This window comes from Amycolatopsis sp. NPDC104863 (assembly GCF_055582965.1).
Genome location: NZ_JBVJOW010000004.1, coordinates 110,931 through 128,943, shown reverse-complemented (window position 1 = coordinate 128,943; position 18,013 = coordinate 110,931). Strand labels below are relative to the sequence as shown.

14 protein-coding genes are annotated in these 18,013 nt (G+C 70.8%); 11 read left to right on the top strand and 3 right to left on the bottom strand.

The genetic code is table 11. The annotated features are described in order from the left end of the window. Positions 1 to 135: 135 nt before the first annotated feature. Positions 136 to 1,368, bottom strand: coding sequence for an MFS transporter (locus ACZ63J_RS22030; RefSeq protein ID WP_465406459.1), 1,233 nt, complete (start codon positions 1,366 to 1,368; stop codon positions 136 to 138). A 149-nt stretch (positions 1,369 to 1,517) separates the two neighbouring features. On the opposite strand from ACZ63J_RS22030, the gene ACZ63J_RS22025 reads away from it, so the two are divergent. After that, a complete protein-coding gene (locus ACZ63J_RS22025; protein WP_465333628.1) occupies positions 1,518 to 3,152 on the top strand; it encodes a cation:proton antiporter in 1,635 nt (544 codons plus the stop codon). Here ACZ63J_RS22025 and ACZ63J_RS22020 read toward each other — a convergent pair. Further along, entirely contained in the window at positions 3,133 to 4,032 is a 900-nt protein-coding gene (locus ACZ63J_RS22020) for a TIGR03564 family F420-dependent LLM class oxidoreductase (RefSeq protein WP_465333626.1), read from the bottom strand. The genes ACZ63J_RS22025 and ACZ63J_RS22020 overlap by 20 nt on opposite strands. Before the next feature lie 448 nt (positions 4,033 to 4,480). On the opposite strand from ACZ63J_RS22020, the gene ACZ63J_RS22015 reads away from it, so the two are divergent. After that, a complete protein-coding gene (locus tag ACZ63J_RS22015; protein ID WP_465406461.1) occupies positions 4,481 to 7,399 on the top strand; it encodes an AfsR/SARP family transcriptional regulator in 2,919 nt (972 codons plus the stop codon). Between the two features lie 145 nt (positions 7,400 to 7,544). Next, entirely contained in the window at positions 7,545 to 8,042 is a 498-nt protein-coding gene (locus tag ACZ63J_RS22010; RefSeq protein ID WP_465333624.1) for an OsmC family protein, read from the top strand. Here ACZ63J_RS22010 and ACZ63J_RS22005 read toward each other — a convergent pair. After that, a complete protein-coding gene (locus ACZ63J_RS22005; RefSeq protein WP_465312901.1) occupies positions 8,039 to 9,325 on the bottom strand; it encodes an adenylosuccinate synthase in 1,287 nt (428 codons plus the stop codon). The two genes, ACZ63J_RS22010 and ACZ63J_RS22005, sit on opposite strands and share 4 nt — an antisense overlap. A gap of 78 nt (positions 9,326 to 9,403) precedes the next feature. Between ACZ63J_RS22005 and ACZ63J_RS22000 the strand changes: the two genes are divergently transcribed. The 8 genes from ACZ63J_RS22000 (at position 9,404) to ACZ63J_RS21965 (ending at position 18,004) form a co-directional block, all read left to right on the top strand. Continuing rightward, positions 9,404 to 10,084 carry a hypothetical protein gene (locus tag ACZ63J_RS22000; protein ID WP_465406463.1) on the top strand — a complete coding sequence of 227 codons (681 nt, stop codon included), beginning with the start codon at positions 9,404 to 9,406 and terminating at the stop codon, positions 10,082 to 10,084. Positions 10,085 to 10,224: 140 nt separating this feature from the next. Further along, a complete protein-coding gene (locus ACZ63J_RS21995) occupies positions 10,225 to 10,863 on the top strand; it encodes an HNH endonuclease family protein (RefSeq protein ID WP_465333622.1) in 639 nt (212 codons plus the stop codon). Between the two features lie 134 nt (positions 10,864 to 10,997). Continuing rightward, on the top strand, positions 10,998 to 12,605 hold the full coding sequence (locus ACZ63J_RS21990) for an ABC transporter substrate-binding protein (protein ID WP_465406465.1): 1,608 nt from the start codon (positions 10,998 to 11,000) through the stop codon (positions 12,603 to 12,605). Further along, entirely contained in the window at positions 12,602 to 13,555 is a 954-nt protein-coding gene (locus ACZ63J_RS21985) for an ABC transporter permease (RefSeq protein WP_465406467.1), read from the top strand. The genes ACZ63J_RS21990 and ACZ63J_RS21985 overlap by 4 nt, the downstream gene beginning before the upstream one ends. Then, positions 13,548 to 14,372 carry an ABC transporter permease gene (locus tag ACZ63J_RS21980; protein WP_465406469.1) on the top strand — a complete coding sequence of 275 codons (825 nt, stop codon included), beginning with the start codon at positions 13,548 to 13,550 and terminating at the stop codon, positions 14,370 to 14,372. The genes ACZ63J_RS21985 and ACZ63J_RS21980 overlap by 8 nt, the downstream gene beginning before the upstream one ends. Then, a complete protein-coding gene (locus tag ACZ63J_RS21975; protein ID WP_465406471.1) occupies positions 14,369 to 15,919 on the top strand; it encodes a dipeptide ABC transporter ATP-binding protein in 1,551 nt (516 codons plus the stop codon). The genes ACZ63J_RS21980 and ACZ63J_RS21975 overlap by 4 nt, the downstream gene beginning before the upstream one ends. Before the next feature lie 68 nt (positions 15,920 to 15,987). Further along, on the top strand, positions 15,988 to 16,881 hold the full coding sequence (locus ACZ63J_RS21970) for a glycosyl hydrolase family 18 protein (RefSeq protein ID WP_465406473.1): 894 nt from the start codon (positions 15,988 to 15,990) through the stop codon (positions 16,879 to 16,881). 16 nt (positions 16,882 to 16,897) lie between these two features. Further along, positions 16,898 to 18,004, top strand: coding sequence for a glycosyltransferase (locus tag ACZ63J_RS21965; protein ID WP_465406475.1), 1,107 nt, complete (start codon positions 16,898 to 16,900; stop codon positions 18,002 to 18,004). Positions 18,005 to 18,013: the final 9 nt, after the last annotated feature.

Genomic DNA, 18,013 nt, shown 5'->3' with positions numbered 1-18,013 from the left:
TTCAGGGTTTGGGGGGCGGGTTTGGTTGGTGGGGGGGGGGGGGGGAGGAACTTGGGTGGCCTCTGGGCGGGGTTTTTTGGGGTTTTGGGGTTTTTCCCCCCCCCCCCAAACCCCCCACGACAAGCGGCGGCAGACTCAGGAAGTCTGGCGTGCTTTGGCAGGGCCGGGTTCTTCGGCCCGGACTTCGCGGCCCGGGCGGACCACCGTCACCGCCGCCGCGCCCAGGGCGCCCACTCCCGCGAAGGCGTAAAAGCCCCACGGATACGCGATTCCCGCCGTCAGCAGCGCGCCGCCGAGGAGGGGGCCGGAGATCGCGCCGATGCGGCCGATGCCCGCCGACCAGCCGAGGCCGGTCGCGCGGATCGCGTCCGGGTAGATGCGGCCGATGTACGCGTACACCAGAACCTGTGCGCTGAACACGAAACAACCGGTCAGGAACACCGCCGCGTACAGCCCGACCGCGGGCAGCTTCACGCTCAGCAGCGCGAGGAACACCGCGCCCAGGCAGAACCAGACGATCGCCGACGGGCGGATGCCGACGCGGTCGGCGACCCGGCCCGCGACGAGCAGCCCGACGATGCCGCCGACGTTCAGCGTCAGCAGCAGGCTCAGCGCGGCGCCGAGCGGGTACCCGGCCTGGCGCATGATCTCCGGCAGCCAGGTGTTCAGGCCGTACACCAGCAGCAGGCCCATGAACGACGTCACCCAGAACGCGATCGTCGCGCGCAGCAGGCCGCCGCGGAACAGGCCGGCGACGGCGTGCCCGGCCGACCGCTCGGTCTCGCGGACCCGCTGGAACGTCTCGGACTCCGGCAGGAACTTCAGCATCAGCGGGATCAGCACGACGGCCGGCAGCGCCCCGGCGACGAACATCGCGCGCCAGCCCAGCGGCGAGATGAGGACGATGCCCAGCAGCGCCGTCAGCACCGCGCCGACGTGGTAGCCGGTCATCACGGTCGTGGTCGCGCTGCCGGCCTTGCCGCGGCGCGCGTACTCCGTGACCAGCGTGATGGCCGTCGGCAGGCAGCCGCCGAGGCCGAGCCCGGCGACGAACCGCAGCAGGCCGAAGACGAACGTCGAGGGCGCGAACGCGCACAGCAGCGTGCACACCGAGAACAGCGCCACGGAGATGATCAGCGACTTCCGGCGGCCGATGACGTCGGTGATCGTGCCGATCGCCAGCCCGCCCAGCATCATCCCGGCCAGCCCGACCGTCGAGACGACCGACGCCGTGCCGGGTGTCAGGCCCCAGACGTGGTCGCGGAGGAGCACGGGCAGCACGGTGCCGAGCACGACCAGGTCGAACCCGTCGAGCAGGACGGCGGTCCAGGCCAGGGGCACGACCCAGGAGCGAGCGCCAGGGGACATGGGGAACCTCCGGTTGTGCGTCGGTGCACATGATCCGCACAGGTGTGCGTAGTGCGCACACTCAACCACGGCGAACTCGGCGTAAGCCAGGTCACTTCCACTGACCGGAAGCCGAGCACAACGCCGCTCCCTGCGCGAAGATCACGCGCGTGGAGATCCTGACGCTGATGGGCGTGCTCGCCGGATCGTTGGCGCTGACGGCGTTCGCCCGCCGGTACAACCTGTCCGCGCCGCTGCTGGTGGTGGTCGTCGCGCTCGGGGTCGCGCTGATCCCCGGAGTGCCGCGGTTCGAGCTGGAGCCGGAGCTGGTGCTCACGGTCGTGCTGCCGCCGTTGCTCTACTCGACGTCGCTCGAAAGCTCGTTGACGCACTTCAAGAACAGCCTGCGGCCGATCGTCGCGCTGGGCGTGGTGCTCGTCGCGGTGACGGCCGTGGTCGTCGCCCTGGTCGTGCACCTGCTGCTGCCGGACGTGCCGTTCGCCTCCGCGCTGGTGCTCGGCGCGGTCGTGGCGCCGCCGGACGCCGTGACGGCGGTGGCGATCGGGCGCAAGCTCGGCCTGCCGCGGCGGGTGATGACCGTGCTGACCGGCGAAAGCCTGGTCAACGACGCCGCCGCGCTGACGCTCTACAAGGTCGCGCTCGCCGCGGTCGCGGGCACCGCGGGCTCGGCCGGGCACGGGTTCGCCGTGTTCGGCGTGGCGACCGTGCTGGGCATCGCGGTCGGCCTGGCGATCGGCGCGCTCGTCGTGGGGATCCGGCGGCTGCTCGACGACCCGCTGCTCGAGTCGGCGTTCGGGATCATCGTGCCGTTCGGCGCGTACGTCACCGCCGAGCACCTGCACCCGTTCGGCGAGGAGTTCAGCGGGTCGGGGGTGCTCGCCGTGGTCGCCGCGGGCCTCTACCTGGGCGCGCGCTCGCTGTACGCGTCACCCGCGACGCGCATGCAGGACAGATCCGTCTGGGCGTCCATCGACGTCCTGCTGGAGGCGCTGGTGTTCGCGCTGATGGGGCTGCAGCTGCCGTTCGTGCTCGACGGCGCCCAGCACGCGGCGCGCGACAACGGCACGCTCGCGCTGGTCGCGGTGGTCGTGCTGCTGGTGACGATGCTGGTGCGCGTCCCGGCGGTGTTCGTCTTCGCCTACCTGCCCCGGGCGATGCGCCTGTTCGGCCGCGGCCGCGCGGCGCCGGCGTGGCGGACGCTGGCGGTGCTCTCGTGGACCGGCATGCGCGGCGTCGTCACGCTCGCGGCGGCGGCCGGTGTCCCCGCCGACACACCGGGGCGTGAGGAGATCCAGCTGTTCGCGTTCGCCGTCGCGATCGGGACAGTGCTGATCCAGGGGCTCACGCTGCCGCCGTTGATCCGGGTCTTGAAGGTGCAGGACCCTTCGGAGGCGTCGCGCGACGAAGCCGAGGAGCTCGCGGCGCGCGAGGTCGCGCAGAAGGCGGCGCACGAACGGCTGCGCGAGATCGGCCGCGACCGGCTGGCCACCCTGGACCTGCCGCCCGAGAAGGTCGAACGGCTCAAGCAGCGGCTGGAGCGGCTGATCGACACGCGTTACCGGTTCGCCGAAGCGACGATCAAGCTGTCGGGCGAGGACCGCCCGGGCACGCCTCAGGCGCAGTTCGCGAAGGCCCGGAAGGAGCTGCTGATCATCCAGCGCAAGGCGATGATCGAGGAGAACCGCGCCGGCCGGCTTGACGACGAGATCCTGCAGAAGGTGCTGCGCGAGCTGGACCTGGAGGAGCTGTCGGTGACGGCGACCCTCACGAACCGATTGAGCTGACGACTTCCCACGTCCGTCGTCGCTCTTCGCTGGAGCGGAGGCCGGTCTGCGAGACGAGGACGTCGGTGGCGCCCGCGTCGTAGTAACGCTGGAGCCCTGCGAGGACGGTTTTCTCGTCGCCGATGAGCGCGAGGTCGGCGGCGTGGCCGACGCCTTCCGCGTCGAGGATCCGGCGGTACGAGGGAATCCGGCCGTAGAAGGACATCTGCTCGACGGCTTTCGCACGGACGGCGTCCGGGTCGTCGGTGACGATCGCCGGGACGGCGGCGATGATCCGCTTCCCCGCCATGGCCGGCACGATCAGCTCGGAAAGCGCTCTCGGCCCGGCGAGGAAGGGCAGGGTCCCGTCGGCGAGCTCGGCGGTGACCCGCAAGGCCTGCGGCCCCATGGCGGCGACGATGACCGGGACATCACCGCCCACAGTGGACGGTCCGGGGACGTGCGCCTGGACGGTCTCGCCGTCGAAGTCGACGGCCTCCCCGGCAAAGGCGCTTCGGAGGACGGTCAGGTACTCGCGCAGGTGCCGGATCGGCGGCGGGTAGTCAACGCCGTAGACGGGACCGAGGAAGCCTTTCGAGCCGAGCCCGATGCCGAGGGTGAAGCGCCCCCCGGCGGCGGCTTGGGCGGTCTGCGCGGCACCGGCGACGAGCAGCGGGTGGCGCGGGTAGGTCGGGACGACGGAGGTGCCGACCTCGATCCCGGGCACTTCCCGCCCGGCCAGCGCGGCGACGGTGATGGCGTCCTGGCTGAGGGGGAGCTGCGAGAACCAGACGGACTTCAGCCCGGCATCGGCGGCTTGCCGGGCCTGGGCGAGCAGTTCGTCGACGAGGTTCGGCGCGGACTCGGTGTCGCCCGCGGGGAGCGTGACTCCGATGGTCATGATCCCAAGCTAGCGCCGGTGGCCACCGATTTCCGGCTTCCCAGGACTTGAGAACCCGAGCGAACAGAAGGCGAAGTACCTCGTCGTTGTCGTGACGACGAAGACGGTCTGGTTCTTCGTCCGGACAGCGACAGTGCCGAGGATCTTGATCCTCGACGTGGCGCCCCGGCCGGTAACGCGCGCCTGAACCGGCGGGGCCGGCACCACGGTCAGGCCCGTCGTAGCCGCGACCGCCACGGCCACCAGCCTGATCGGGATCGTCCGGTGCGAAAACATGCTCGGTCCTTTCGCCGTGGGTGCCGCCGATGTGCACAGCGAGCCCCCTCGCCCTGCCTTGGACACCGGCGTCGCCCACCTCCAGCGAGGTCACAGTGGCAGGGTGGCTGTACAGGATCGGCACATCCGGCGAACATCGACTGGTCACGCGACGCTCACGGGAGGAGATGTCGTGGAGTTCTTGCTCCTCGGCCCGGTCGAGGTCCGGTCGGGAACCGCGCACCTGCGGCTGGCCTCCCATCGGCAGCGTGCCCTTCTCGCGGCCCTCCTGCTCACGCCCGGCGTGGTGGTCCCGCCACACCGGCTGATCGAGGTGATCTGGGGTGAGACGGCTCCGCCGTCGGCGATGGCGAACCTGCGAACCCATGTCGCCCAGCTGCGCCGGCAGCTCGCCGCGTCGGATGATCGCGTACGGCGCATCCACGCGCGCGCCGGCGGTTATCTGATCGAAGCCGGGCCGGACGAAATCGATATCGAGCGATTCGATCGGCTCGCCGCGACGGGACACCGAGCGCTGCTCGGAGGCGACGACGAGTGCGCCGCCGAGACGCTCGGACGGGCTTTGGCGTTGTGGCGGGGACAACCGCTGGCCAACCTCCCCGCGACCGCGGCGCTCGACGGCGAGGCCCAGCGGTTGACCGATGCCCGGCTCGCAGCCGTCGAGCACCACTGCCGCGCGCGCCTCAACCTGGGCGCCTGCGAGGACGTCGCCACAGAACTCCGCCGGCTGATCGTGGACCACCCGCTGCACGAGCGGCTCTGGGCATTGCTGATGCTCGCCCTCGCCGGCGCCGGGCAACAAGCTGCGGCACTCGACGCGTACGACACGATCGGCAGCAAGCTGGCCGGCGACCTGGGCGCTGAACCGGGCTCCGACCTACGCGAAGCGCACCTTGCCGTGCTGCGGCAGCAGGTCGTCCCCGCCTCTTCGCCGCTGCGTCCCGCGCAGCTCCCCCGTGCGGCGACCGGGTTCCGCGGACGACGCGAGGAGCTGCGGGCACTCGACCGGCTGCTGCCCGGGAACGACGGCCCACGCCTCGGGGTCGTCGTCGGGACCGCCGGGGTCGGCAAATCCGAACTCACGACGCAGTGGGCGCACCGCGTCCGCGATCGGTTCCCCGACGGCCAGCTCTACGCCGACCTCCGTCGGCCGGCCGAGCCCGGCGTGGTGCTCGGGCGGTTTCTGCGGGCATTGGGCGTTCCGGCACGGCAGATACCGGCGGATCCGGACGAGGCCGAGGCGTTGTACCGGTCCGTTCTGGCGGCCAAGTCCGTGCTCTGCGTTCTCGACGACGCCGTGGACCCCGGTCAGGTCCGGCCGCTGCTGCCCGCGGCGCCGAACTGCCTGGTCCTGGTGACGAGCCGGCATCGCCTCGACGAGTTGGTCGCCCTCGACGGCGCCCAGCGCATCACGCTCGACGTCCTCGACGCGGCCGACGCGGTGGCCGTGCTCGCGACGGCGATCGGGCCCGAGCGCACGGCCCGCGAACCGGCCGCGACCACCGAGCTGGCCGAGGTGTGTGCACGGCTGCCCATCGCCTTGCGCATCACCGGCGCCCAGGTCCGGCACCGGGTCGGCCGCCGGGTGGCGGATCACCTCACCGACCTGCGCGCCCACGGTGTGCTGGACAGCTTGACGACCGACGGAAACACCAGCGCCGTGCGGATCGCCTACGACCTGTCCTACGACACGCTCGACCCCGCGACCCGCCGCACGTTCCGGTTGCTCGGCCTGGTCCCGGGTCCGGACGCGACCCCGGCATCGACCGCGGCCCTGACCAATGCCCCGGCATCGACGACGGGCCGTCACCTCGAGCGGCTGGCCTTGGCCCACCTCGTCCAAGAGCACGCGCCGGGCCGCTACCGCCTGCACGACCTGCTCCGCAGGTACGCGGCCGAACGCGCGGAGCTCGAATGTCCCGAGGACGAAAGTGATTCGGCGACGCACGGACTTCTGAGCCACTACCTCGCCCGCACCTGTGCGGCCGCCGACCTGCTGTACCCGTTCGTCCTTCGGCAGTCCGCACCGCAGCCGGACCAGAGCGCGTTCGCCGGCGAAGAAGCCGCCCGAACTTGGCTGAACGAAGAGCTCCCCAACCTCGTCGCGGCGATCCGCCACGCCCATGCCCGCGAGTACCACGGACTCGCGTGGCAGCTCGTCGACGCCCTGCGCGGGCACAGCATGACGACCTGGCTCCCGGAAGGACCGGACCTCGCCCGGATCGGTCTCGAATCGGCCGAAGCCACCCACCGGGCGGATCTGCGGGCGGCCGCGCACAACAACCTCGCGGCCACTCACGCGCTCCGGTACGACTTCGAGCCCGCCATCACGCATTTCGAAGCCGCGCTGCGGCTCTACCGTCTGTTGGGGTTCCGGCGCGGGGTGACCAGTGTGCTGGAAAATCTGGCCACCCTCCACCTGGTCACCGGCGACCTCGACCGGGCGGGCAAGCTCTTCGACGAGGCCGGCGCGCTGGACTCCGCGCGGAACCCCATCTGCCGCCGCAACCTCGGCGTCCTCCACGAATACCGCGGCAAGCTGGCCGAGGCGACCACGATCCACGTTGCCGCCGACCGCTGCCCCGACAGCCTGTTCCTCCTCGCCCGAGTGCACGCCCGCGCCGCCGACTACGACAAGGCGTTCTCCGCCGCGGAAGAAGCCATCGCGGAGGCGCGACGCTCGGACGACCGCTGCACCGAGGCCGGCGCACTCGCGGTGCTCAGTACGATCCACACCGGCACGGGCGACTCGGCACGGGCTGTTCACTTCGCGGAGGAAGCCCTCGAAGCCGGGCGCGGAACCGGCGACACCGGCACCGAAATCGCCGGACACGCCGCACTCGCGGCGGGGCACCTCGCCGGCGGTGACCACTCACGCGCGTTGCTGAGCGGACACCACGCACTCCGCCTCGCTCGCCGGACCGGTGCGCGGTTCGACGAATGCGAGGCACTCGTGACGATCGGGCACACCCACCGCGCCGCCGGATCGGGAGAGCAAGCCGTCCACTACCTCGGCGCAGCACTGCGGCTCGCGAAGACCCACGGCTACGACGGGCTCGCCGACCGGGCCGCGGTCACCCGCGAATCCTGAGCGGCTCGGCCGATATCCCTACCTTCTCCGAATGTGCAAGCGCTTCCGCATCTCGGGACGCCGCCGCTCCCAGGACTTGAGAACCCGAGCGAAGCCCTCGAGATTCGCCCACCCTGGGCGAACTGCCGATCACCGAGGAGCACCCATGTCGCTGACCGACGTCATCGAAGGAACCCGCCGGGCCGTCGACGCCGACCCGCACAACGCCGCCGTCTCCTTCAGTGTTGACCACACCCTGAAGCCCGGCACGAAAACCGAAGTCGAGGTCAAGGTCCGCGACCACAGCTTCACCGTTGACGAGCCGCCCGCGCTCGGGGGGACCGACCAGGCCGCCAACCCCGTCGAGTTCGCGCTCGCCGCCCTCGGGTCGTGCCAGGTGATCACCTACCAGTTCTGGGCGGCGAAGCGCGGCATTCCGCTCGACTCGATCAAGGTCACCGTCGACGGCGACCTCGACCTCCACGGCTTCTTCGGCTTCTCCTTCAACACCCGCCCCGGTTTCGGGGACGTGCGGGTGTCCGTCGAACTGGAAGGTCCGGCGAGCCGGGAGCGCTACGAAGACCTCAAGCGTGAGGTCGACGAGCACTGCCCGGTGCTCGACCTGTTCCGCAACGAGACGCCGGTCAGCACGAAACTGACTTAGACGAACTGGTGCCGCACGATCGTCTGCTCGCGGCCCGGGCCCACGCCGATCGCCGAGATCCGGGCGCCCGACAGCTCCTCCAGGCGCTCGACGTACGCGCGCGCGTTCGCCGGGAGCTCCTCGAACGTGCGGCACGCCGAGATGTCCTCGAACCAGCCCGGGTGCTCTTCGTAGATCGGGATCGCGTGGTGGACGTCGGTCTGGGTCATCGGCATGTCCTGCGTGCGGAAGCCGTCGACCTCGTACCCGACGCACACCGGCACCTTCTCCAGGCCGGACAGCACGTCCAGCTTGGTGAGGAAGTAGTCGGTGATGCCGTTGACGCGCACCGCGTAGCGCGCGATCACCGCGTCGAACCAGCCGGTACGCCGCGAGCGGCCCGTCGTGACGCCGAACTCGCCGCCCTGCTTGCGCAGGTACTCGCCGGACTCGTCGTGCAGCTCGGTCGGGAACGGGCCCGAGCCGACGCGGGTCGTGTACGCCTTGAGGATGCCGAGCACCGTGGTGATCCGGCCCGGGCCGATGCCGGACCCCGCGCTCGCGCCGCCGGACGTCGGGTTCGACGACGTCACGAACGGGTACGTGCCGTGGTCGACGTCCAGGAGCGTGCCCTGTGAGCCCTCCAGCAGCACCGTCTCGCCGCGCTCGAGGGCCTGGTTGAGCTGCAGGCGCGTGTCGGCGATGCGGTGCGCGAACTTCTCGCCGGCGCTCAGCACCTCGTCGGCGACCTCGTTCGCGTCGAGCGCCTTGCGGTTGTAGACCTTCACCAGCACCTGGTTCTTGAACTCCAGGGCGGCTTCGACCTTCTGGCGGAAGATCTTCTCGTCGAGCAGGTCCTGCACGCGGACGCCGACGCGGGCGATCTTGTCCTGGTAGCAGGGCCCGATGCCACGCCCGGTGGTGCCGATCTTGCGGCTGCCGAGGTAGCGCTCGGTGACTTTGTCGATGGCCACGTGGTACGGCATGATCAGGTGCGCGTCGGCGGAGATCAGCAGCTTGGACGTGTCGACGTCCCGCGCTTCCAGCCCCGAAAGCTCTTCGAGCAGCACACCCGGGTCGACGACCACGCCGTTGCCGATGACGTTGGTCACGCCCGGCGTGAGGATCCCGGACGGGATGAGGTGCAGGGCGAAGTTCTCGCCGTTCGGCAGCACCACGGTGTGCCCGGCGTTGTTGCCACCCTGGTAGCGGACGACCCACTGGACCCGGTCACCCATCAGGTCGGTGGCCTTGCCCTTGCCTTCGTCCCCCCATTGGGCACCGATGAGCACGATGGCCGGCATGTGACACTCCAAGGTGTTCGACGACGTGAGGTTTAGTGTCCCGGACGGACACCGGTGGCGCTGAGGAAATGCCGGTGCATGACTGTAACGGAGGTCCCGCGGGTGCGCGGACTAGTGGTGGCCTGTGGTGACTCGGCGGCCGGCTTCGAAGAAGTCGATGACGTCGAATCGATCCGCGTGCCGAGCCGCCCTGGCAAGGCGGAAATCGACCCCTTGCTGGGCGAACACGATCACCTGGTGGTGTCCGGCACCGACGCGGACCTGGCCGCGGTCGTGCTGCGGCTGCTGCGGAAGGACGCGATCTCGGGCGTGTCGGTCGGGTTCGTGCCGTCGGCGCCGGACTCGTCGGTCGCCACGCTCTGGGGCCTGCCGAAGTCGCCGCTGCAGGCCCTCGCGCTCGCCCTGCGCGGTGACGTCGACCCGGTGCCGCTGATCCGCGACGACGTCGGCGGGGTGCTCGTCGGGCGCGGGCTGCTGCGGCTGGTCCGCGGGGTGGCCTACTGCGACGAGCAGGTCGCGCTGCGCGGGCCGGCCGCGTCGATCGAGGTGACGCCGGACCCCGGCGGCCCCGGCCTTGCCGTGCGCGTGGTGAAGGGGACCATCTTCAAGCGGCCGACCACGCTGTACTCGCGCGCGTTCCAGATCGGCTGCATCCCGACCCGGCCGGTCAGCGACGACGTCGTGCACGAACGCGCGGTGAACAAGTGGACCTGGTACCGGCACACCGAGGATCTCCGCCTGGTTCGCGGGGCGGTCTGACCTGGCACTTTCACTCACGCGTGCGCGCGCGGACACGCAGCGTTCACGAACGGGCAGCAACATGTCACCTATACGTGTTGCACTCGCCACTCCCGTGTATCAGGGTTAGCTGTCCCCGCACCTGACACGGAGGCAGCAAAATGCCAACCAGGCGTGCTGTTCGTCATTCCTTGACCGTTCTCGCGGCCACCGCCGTGCTCTCCGGGACGCTGGTCAGCGTCGCCGAAGCCACTCCGCCGGGCATCCCGTCGGCTTCGACGGCGAAGACCGAGCTCGCGTCCCTCACCGTCAAGGCCGACGGTTCGCAGACCGGCTACAGCCGGGACAAGTTCCCGCACTGGATCGACCAGGGCAACGGCTGCAACACCCGCGAGGTCGTCCTGAAGCGCGACGGCACGAACGTGCAGGCCGGCTCCGACTGCGCGCCGACGTCCGGCTCGTGGTTCAGCCCGTACGACGGCGCGACCTGGACCGCCGCGTCCGATGTGGACATCGACCACGTCGTGCCGCTCGCGGCCGCGTGGCGCACCGGCGCCTCGGCGTGGACGACCGCGCAGCGCCAGGCGTACGCGAACGACCTCACCGACCCGCAGCTGATCGCCGTGACGGACAACGTCAACCAGGAGAAGGGTGACAAGTCGCCCGACCAGTGGAAGCCGCCGCTCACCAGCTACTGGTGCACCTACGCGAAGATGTGGACCGCGGTGAAGTACAAGTTCAAGCTGACGATCAGCACCGCGGAGAAGAGCGCGCTGACGGACATGCTCGGCCGCTGCTGATCCCGGCCCCCAAGTCAAGGGGGAATCCGTGCGGTGCCAGGTGATGGGACCGCCGTTCGCTCCGTGAGACGGCCTCCAGCGCGGAACTAGCGTCGCGCTCGAAGACGCAACCGCTCCCCGCTGGAGGCCGTCCGGTGTCCCCACTCTTCCGCGCCCGCAACGCCGCGGCCCTGCTCGCCCTGCCGATCCTGCTGACCGCCTGCTCCGCCGCCGGCACCGAGCAGGCCGACGCCGGCCCGCCGAAACCCGGCGGCACGCTGCGCCTCGGCATCTCCTCGGCGCCCGACTGCGTCGACCCGCAGCAGACCGCCACGAACGCGTCCATCAACGTCGCGCGCCAGCTGGTCGACTCGCTGACCGACCAGGACCCGAAGACCGGCGAGATCAAGCCGTGGCTGGCCGAGAAGTGGGAGATCAGCGCCGATTCGACGGCGTTCACCTTCCACCTGCGGCCCGGCGCGACCTTCTCCGACAACAGCCCGGTCGACGCCGCCGCGGTGAAGACCAGCTTCGACGGCATCAAGGCCCTGGGCACCAAAGCCCAGCTCGGCTACGGCTATCTCGCCGCGTACAAGGCGTCGACGGTCGTCGATCCCCAGACCGTGCGGATCGAGTTCTCCTCGCCCAGCGCCCAGTTCCTCCAGGCCAGCTCGACGATGTCGCTCGGCGTGCTCGCGCCCGCGGCGTTCAAGAAGACGCCGGAGCAGCGCTGCCAGGGCAACGGCCTGATCGGCTCGGGGCCGTTCGTCTTCGAAAGCCTGAAGCAGAACCAGGAGATCGTCCTGGCCAAGCGCAAGGGCTACGCGTGGGGCTCGTCGCTGTTCAAGCACCAGGGTGAGGCCTACCTCGACAAGATCGACTACAAGATCGTGCCGGAGCCCGGCGTCCGCACCGGCAGCCTCGCGTCCGGCCAGCTCGACGCGGCCACCGACATCCAGCCGGTCGACGAGCCGCAGTTCGCCGGCAACGGCTTCACCGAGAACATCCGGCCGAACCCCGGTGTGGTGTTCAACCTGCACGCGAACACCGCCCGCGGGGTGCTGGCCGACGAGAAGGTGCGCCAGGCCGTGCTCAAGGGCGTCGACCGCACCGAGGTCGTGAACACCGTGCTGACGGCGAACTACAAACCCGCCACCAGCATCCTCGGCTCGGCGACGCCGTTGCACAGCGACCTTTCGCGGCAGCTCGCGTACGACCAGAAGGGCGCGGCCGCGCTGCTCGACGGCGACGGCTGGGCGCCCGGACCCGACGGGATCCGCGTCAAGAACGGGCAGCGGCTGAGCGCGTCCGTGGTGTTCTCGCCGGTGTTCAACCAGAACCGCAGCGTGCTGGAGCTGGTGCAGCAGCAGCTGCGCAAGATCGGCTTCGACCTGCGGATCGAGCAGCACACGACGGCCGAGACCACACAGATCCAGCTCGCCGGGAACTACGACTTCCTCTGGTACAACGTCACGCGCGCCGACCCCGACATCCTGCGCGGCCAGTTCTCGACGAAGGCGGGCAACCGCAGCAAGCTCGCCCCGGGCAACCCCCTGGACGTGGCACTGGACGCCCAGTCGTCCACTGTGGACAACGCGAAGCGCAAGCCGTCGGCCGACGAGGTCCAGCAGCTGATCGTCGACCACGCCTACGCGATCCCGGTCTTCGAGCTGACCCAGGTCGTCGCGCTGAGCTCGAAGGCGCACGCCGTCGACTTCGAAGCGTCGTCACGGCTGCAGCTCTTCGACGCGTGGCTCTCGTGAGGCGTTACCTCCTCCGCCGGGCCGGGCAGGCGGTTTTTGTGCTGTGGGCGGCGTTCACGCTGTCGTTCCTGATCCTCTACCTGCTGCCGGGGGACGCCGTTTCGGCGAAGCTCGCCAGCGGGGAGGCGGGTTCGTCGGCCACGCCCGAGCAGCTCGCCGCCGCCCGCGCGGAGTACGGCCTCGACTCGCCTTTGCCGGTGCAGTACCTGAAACGGCTGGTGGCGGCGTTGCACGGCGACTTCGGCCGCAGTGTCGCGACCGGCGACGACGCCACGCACATGGTCGTCACGGCGTTGCCGCCGACGCTCGCCGTGACGAGCCTGGCGCTGGTGTTCGCGGTGCTGTTCGGCGGTGGCTCGGCGTTCCTCGGCACGTTCACGCGGTTCCGCTGGCTGCGGCAGGCGCTGTTGTCGTTACCGTCGCTGGCGATCTCGCTGCCGCCGTTCTGGGTGGGCCTGCTGCTGATCCAGTTCTTCTCGTTCCGGCTGCGGCTGCTGCCGGCGCTGGGCACGCAGGGCTTCTCGGCGGTGCTCCTGCCCGCGGTCACCCTCGCGCTGCCGACCGGCGCGATCATCGGCCAGGTGCTGGCGAAGAGCCTGGCCACGCAGCAGGAACAGCCGTACGCGGAGATCGCGGCGGCCAAGGGCGCGAGCCGCTGGCGCGTCCACTTCGGACACCTGTTGCGCAACGCGGCGGTGCCGACGCTGACCGTCGCCGGGGTGGTGGTGGGCAACCTGGTCGCGGGTTCGGTGATCACCGAGACGGTGTTCTCGCGCGACGGCGTCGGCCGGATCACCGCGGCCGCCGTCACCGCGCAGGACGTCCCGGTGGTGCAGGCGGTGATCGTGCTGGCCGCGCTGGTGTTCGTGGTGCTCAACCTCATCGTCGACCTGCTGTACCCGCTGCTCGACCCGCGCATCGCCCGGACGCCGGAGGTGGCCCGTGGTTGACCTCGCCACCCCGGCCCGCACGGCGGTGCGCCGCCCCGGGCTCGTGATCGCCGTCGCCGTGCTGGCGTTCGTGCTGCTCGCGGCCTTCGTGCCGGGCCTACTGACCGGCTACGACCCGATCACCGGCGTCCCCGTCGAGCGGCTCCAAGGTCCTTCGCTGCACCACCTGTTCGGCACCGACGAAACCGGCCGTGACGTCTACGCGCGGGTCATCCACGGCGCTTCACTCTCCCTGCGGGCGACCGCGATCGCTGTGCTCGTCGCGCTGGTCGCGGGCTCGGCGCTCGGCCTGCTGGCCGGGTTCCGCGGCGGCTGGGCCGACACCGCGATCATGCGGGTGGTCGACGTCTTCCTCGCCATCCCGCCGATCCTGCTGTCGCTGGCCCTGGTCACGGCGCTGGGCTTCGGCACGACGAACGTCGCGATCGCCGTCGGCATCGCGAACCTCGCCGCCTTCGCGCGGGTCATGCGCGCGGAGGTGCTTCGCGTGCGAAACGGCGTGTTCGTCGAAGCCGCGCGGGCTTCCGGGGTGCGCTGGTCCGGCGTGTTGCTGCGGCACGTCCTGCCGAACGCGGCGGGCCCGGTGCTCGCGCTGGCGACTTTGACGCTCGGCACGGCCGTGCTCGAGGTGTCGGCGCTGAGCTTCCTCGGCTTCGGCGCGACGCCGCCGACACCGGAGTGGGGCTCGCTGGTCGCCGGCGGCCGCAGTTTCCTGGCCACCGCCTGGTGGATGACGACGTTCCCGGGCCTGACGGTCGCGGCGGTGGTCCTCGCCGCGAACCGGCTGTCCCGCGCGCTGGACGGAGGAGACCGATGACCCTGCTGCGGATTGCGGACCTGGCCGTGTCGTACCAGAAGGTCCCGGCCGTGCGTGACGTCGGCTTCGACGTCGGCGCGGGCGAGGTGGTCGCCGTTGTCGGGGAGTCCGGCTCGGGCAAGTCGACCACGGCGCACGCGGCGATCGGCCTGCTGCCGCGCGGCGGCCGCGTCGACGGCGGCTCGATCACCTTCGACGGCCGGGACCTGTTTTCGCTGTCGGACAAGCAGTGGCGCGGGGTGCGCGGGCGCGAGATCGCGCTGGTGCCGCAGGACCCGGCGGTGTCGCTGAACCCGGTGCACCGCGTCGGCGACCAAGTCGCCGAGGTGCTGAAGATCCACGGCCTCGCGGACCGGCGATCCGCGTCCGCGCAGGCGATCGAACTGCTCGAACGCGCGGGTGTGCCACAACCGGAGCTGCGCGCTCGCCAGTATCCGCACCAGCTGTCCGGTGGTCTTCGGCAGCGCGCGCTGATCGCGTCGGCGCTGGCCGGACGGCCGAAGCTGATCATCGCGGACGAGCCGACGTCCGCGCTCGACGTCACGGTGCAGCGCCGGATCCTCGACCACCTGACGTCGCTGGCCGCGGAGTCGGGGACGGCGATCCTGCTGATCACGCACGACCTCGGCGTCGCGGCCGATCGTGCGTCGCGGATCGTGGTGCTCTCGCAGGGTTCGGTGGTCGAACAGGGTTCCTCGGTGGTGAGCGCGCCGACGCACGCCTACACCCAGCAGCTGCTCGCGGCGGCGCCGAGCATGACGAGCGCCTCGCGACCACCCGCACCGGCCGCCGAACCGCTGGTCTCGGTGCGCGACCTGGCGAAGACGTTCGACGGTGGAATCCGCGCGGTCGACGGGATCTCGTTCGACGTCCCTCGCGGCCAGACGCTGGCTTTGGTGGGCGAGTCGGGCTCGGGCAAGTCGACGACGGCCCGCATGGTGCTCCGGCTGGAGACCCCGTCGGCGGGGTCGGTTTCCTTCGACGGCCAGGACATCACGGCGTTGGCCGGTCCGGAGCTGCGGCGCCTGCGGCGGCGGATGCAGATCGTGTACCAGAACCCGTACGCGTCGCTGAACCCGAAGTTCTCGATCGAGGACGTCGTCGCGGAGCCGTTGCGCGCGTTCGGGCTGCCGCGCAACCGGGTCCCGGAGCTGCTGGAACAGGTGGCGTTGCCGACGTCGGTGGCGCGCCGCAAGCCGGCGGAGCTGTCGGGCGGGCAACGCCAGCGGGTCGCGATCGCGCGGGCGCTGGCATTGCGGCCGGACCTGGTCGTGTGCGACGAACCGGTGTCGGCGCTGGACGTCTCGGTGCAGGCCCAGATCCTGCGGCTGCTGGCCGAGCTGCAGGCGGAGCTCGGGCTGTCGTACCTGTTCATCTCCCACGACCTGGCGGTGGTCCGTCAGCTCGCGGACCAGGTCGGCGTGCTGCGCGAGGGTGCGTTGGTGGAGCTGGGCCCGGCCGCGCAGGTGCTGCACGAGCCGCGTTCGGATTACACGAAGGAACTGCTGGACGCCATTCCCGGGCGGTCGGTCCAGGAGGTCGGCTGAGACAGGAACCGGACAGGATCGACGGTGTGTGCTTTTCCCACCACCGCCGGTGACGTATGGTCTGGACCATGCGGAGGATCGGCGTGGCCTTCGTGGCCTTGGTGCTGATGATTTCGGGTGCGGTGCCGGCTTCGGCCGCCGCCGGGCGCAGGGTTGTGGTCTATTACCAGACCATCTACAACGGCTCCACCTACGTCTCGCCGCTGCCGCTGCGGGACGCCGGGGCCACCGACGTCATCGTCGGGGCGATCCACCTCGACACGAACAGTGTGGTGCACCTCAACGACGATCCGCCGAACGCGAGCAAGTTCACGCGGATGTGGCAGGACCTCGCGACCCTGCGCAACCAGGGTGTGCACGTCCTCGCCTTTGTCGGCGGGGCCGCGGCGGGCAGCTTCCAGCGGCTCGAAACGCAGTTCGACACCTACTACCCGTTGCTGCGGAACCTCATCCGGACGTACTCGCTCTCCGGCATCGACCTCGACGTCGAAGAGCACATGTCCAACGGCGCCCTGAACAAGCTGATCGACGCCCTGCGCGCGGACTTCGGCAGCTCGTTCCTCGTCACCCTCGCCCCGGTGGCCACCGAGCTCAGCGGCGGCGGCGGGCTGTCCGGGCTCGACTACGACACGCTGTACCGCGACCGCGGCAGCCAGATCTCCTGGTTCAACACGCAGTTCTACTGCGGCTGGGGCTCGCTGAGCAGCACGTCCGGCTACGACAACATCATCCGCCGGGGTGTGGTGCCGGCGAGCAAGGTGGTCGCCGGGACCGTCACCAACCCGGCGAACTGCAGTGGTTACGTCGCCATGTCGACCCTGCAGTCGACGGTCCGGAGCCTGATCTCGAAGTACCCGGACTTCGGCGGGATCGACGGCTGGGAGTACTTCAACTCCCTGCCCGGCGGAACCTCGGCGCCGCAGCAGTGGGTGCAGCAAATCGCTCCGGTCGTGAAGGGCTGACCGGTACGCTCGGGCGGTGCGGATCCTCTTCACGTGCCGCCCGGCGTACGGCCACCTGTTCCCGTTGGTGCCCCTCGCGAACGCGGCGCGCGCGGCCGGGCACCACGTCGTGTTCGGCACCGGCGAAGCGTTTGTGCCCCAGGTGCGTGACCTCGGCTTCGAGGTCCACCGCGCCGGGATCGGCATCGGCGAGGCAGAGGCCGAAGCCAAGAAACGGCACGGCGAGGACGCCGGCTTCCTCGACGTCGGCATCACGATGTTCGCCGAGCTGCTGCCGCGCTCGCTGCTCGACGACCTGACCCCGCTGCTGCCCGAGCTGCGTCCGGACCTGGTCGTCTACGAGATGAGCGACGTCGGCGCCGGCATCGCGGCGCGGCGCGCGGGCATCCCTGCCGTCTCGTTCGTGATCGGGCGGTCGATGCCGCCGACCGTCCTGGAAGTCGCGGCCGAACGGCTGGCGCCGCTCTGGGGCGCGCGCCCCGCCGACGCCATCCTCGGTGACGCGTGTGTCGACGTCTGGCCCGACAGCGTCCGCGACCCCGGCACCGCGGGGGTGCCGAAGGTGTTCCGCATGCGCCCGACGCCGTTCGACCCGGACGTCCCGCTGCCCCCGCTCCCGCCGGACGGCTTTGTGTACCTGACGCTCGGCACCGTCGTCTTCGGCGCCCCGGGAGTCCTGCAGGGGGCGATCGCAGCGCTGGCGCGGCTGGACGTCGACGTGCTGGTGGCGCTCGGTCCCGGCGACCCGGCGCTGCTCGGCCCGCTGCCGGAGCGGGTGCACGCCGCCGGGTTCGTGCCGCAGGGCGAGGTGCTGAAGCACGCGGGGCTGGTGGTCCACCACGGCGGCACCGGCACGGTGCTCGCCACGCTCGCCGCGGGCCTGCCGCAGCTGGTGCTGCCCCAGGGCGCCGACCAGTTCGCCAACGCGGAGACGCTGTCGGGGTTGGGGCTGGCGAAGGCGCTGGTGGGCGACGCGATCACGGTCGAAGCGATCGGGACGGCGGTCCGCGAGCTGCTGGACGACCCGAAGCCCCGCGAGATCGCGCGCGGGGTGGCGGCGGAGATCGCGGAGATGCCCGCGCCGGACCAGGTGCTGGCCGAGCTGGTCGCCACGATGTCGTGAGTGGCAATT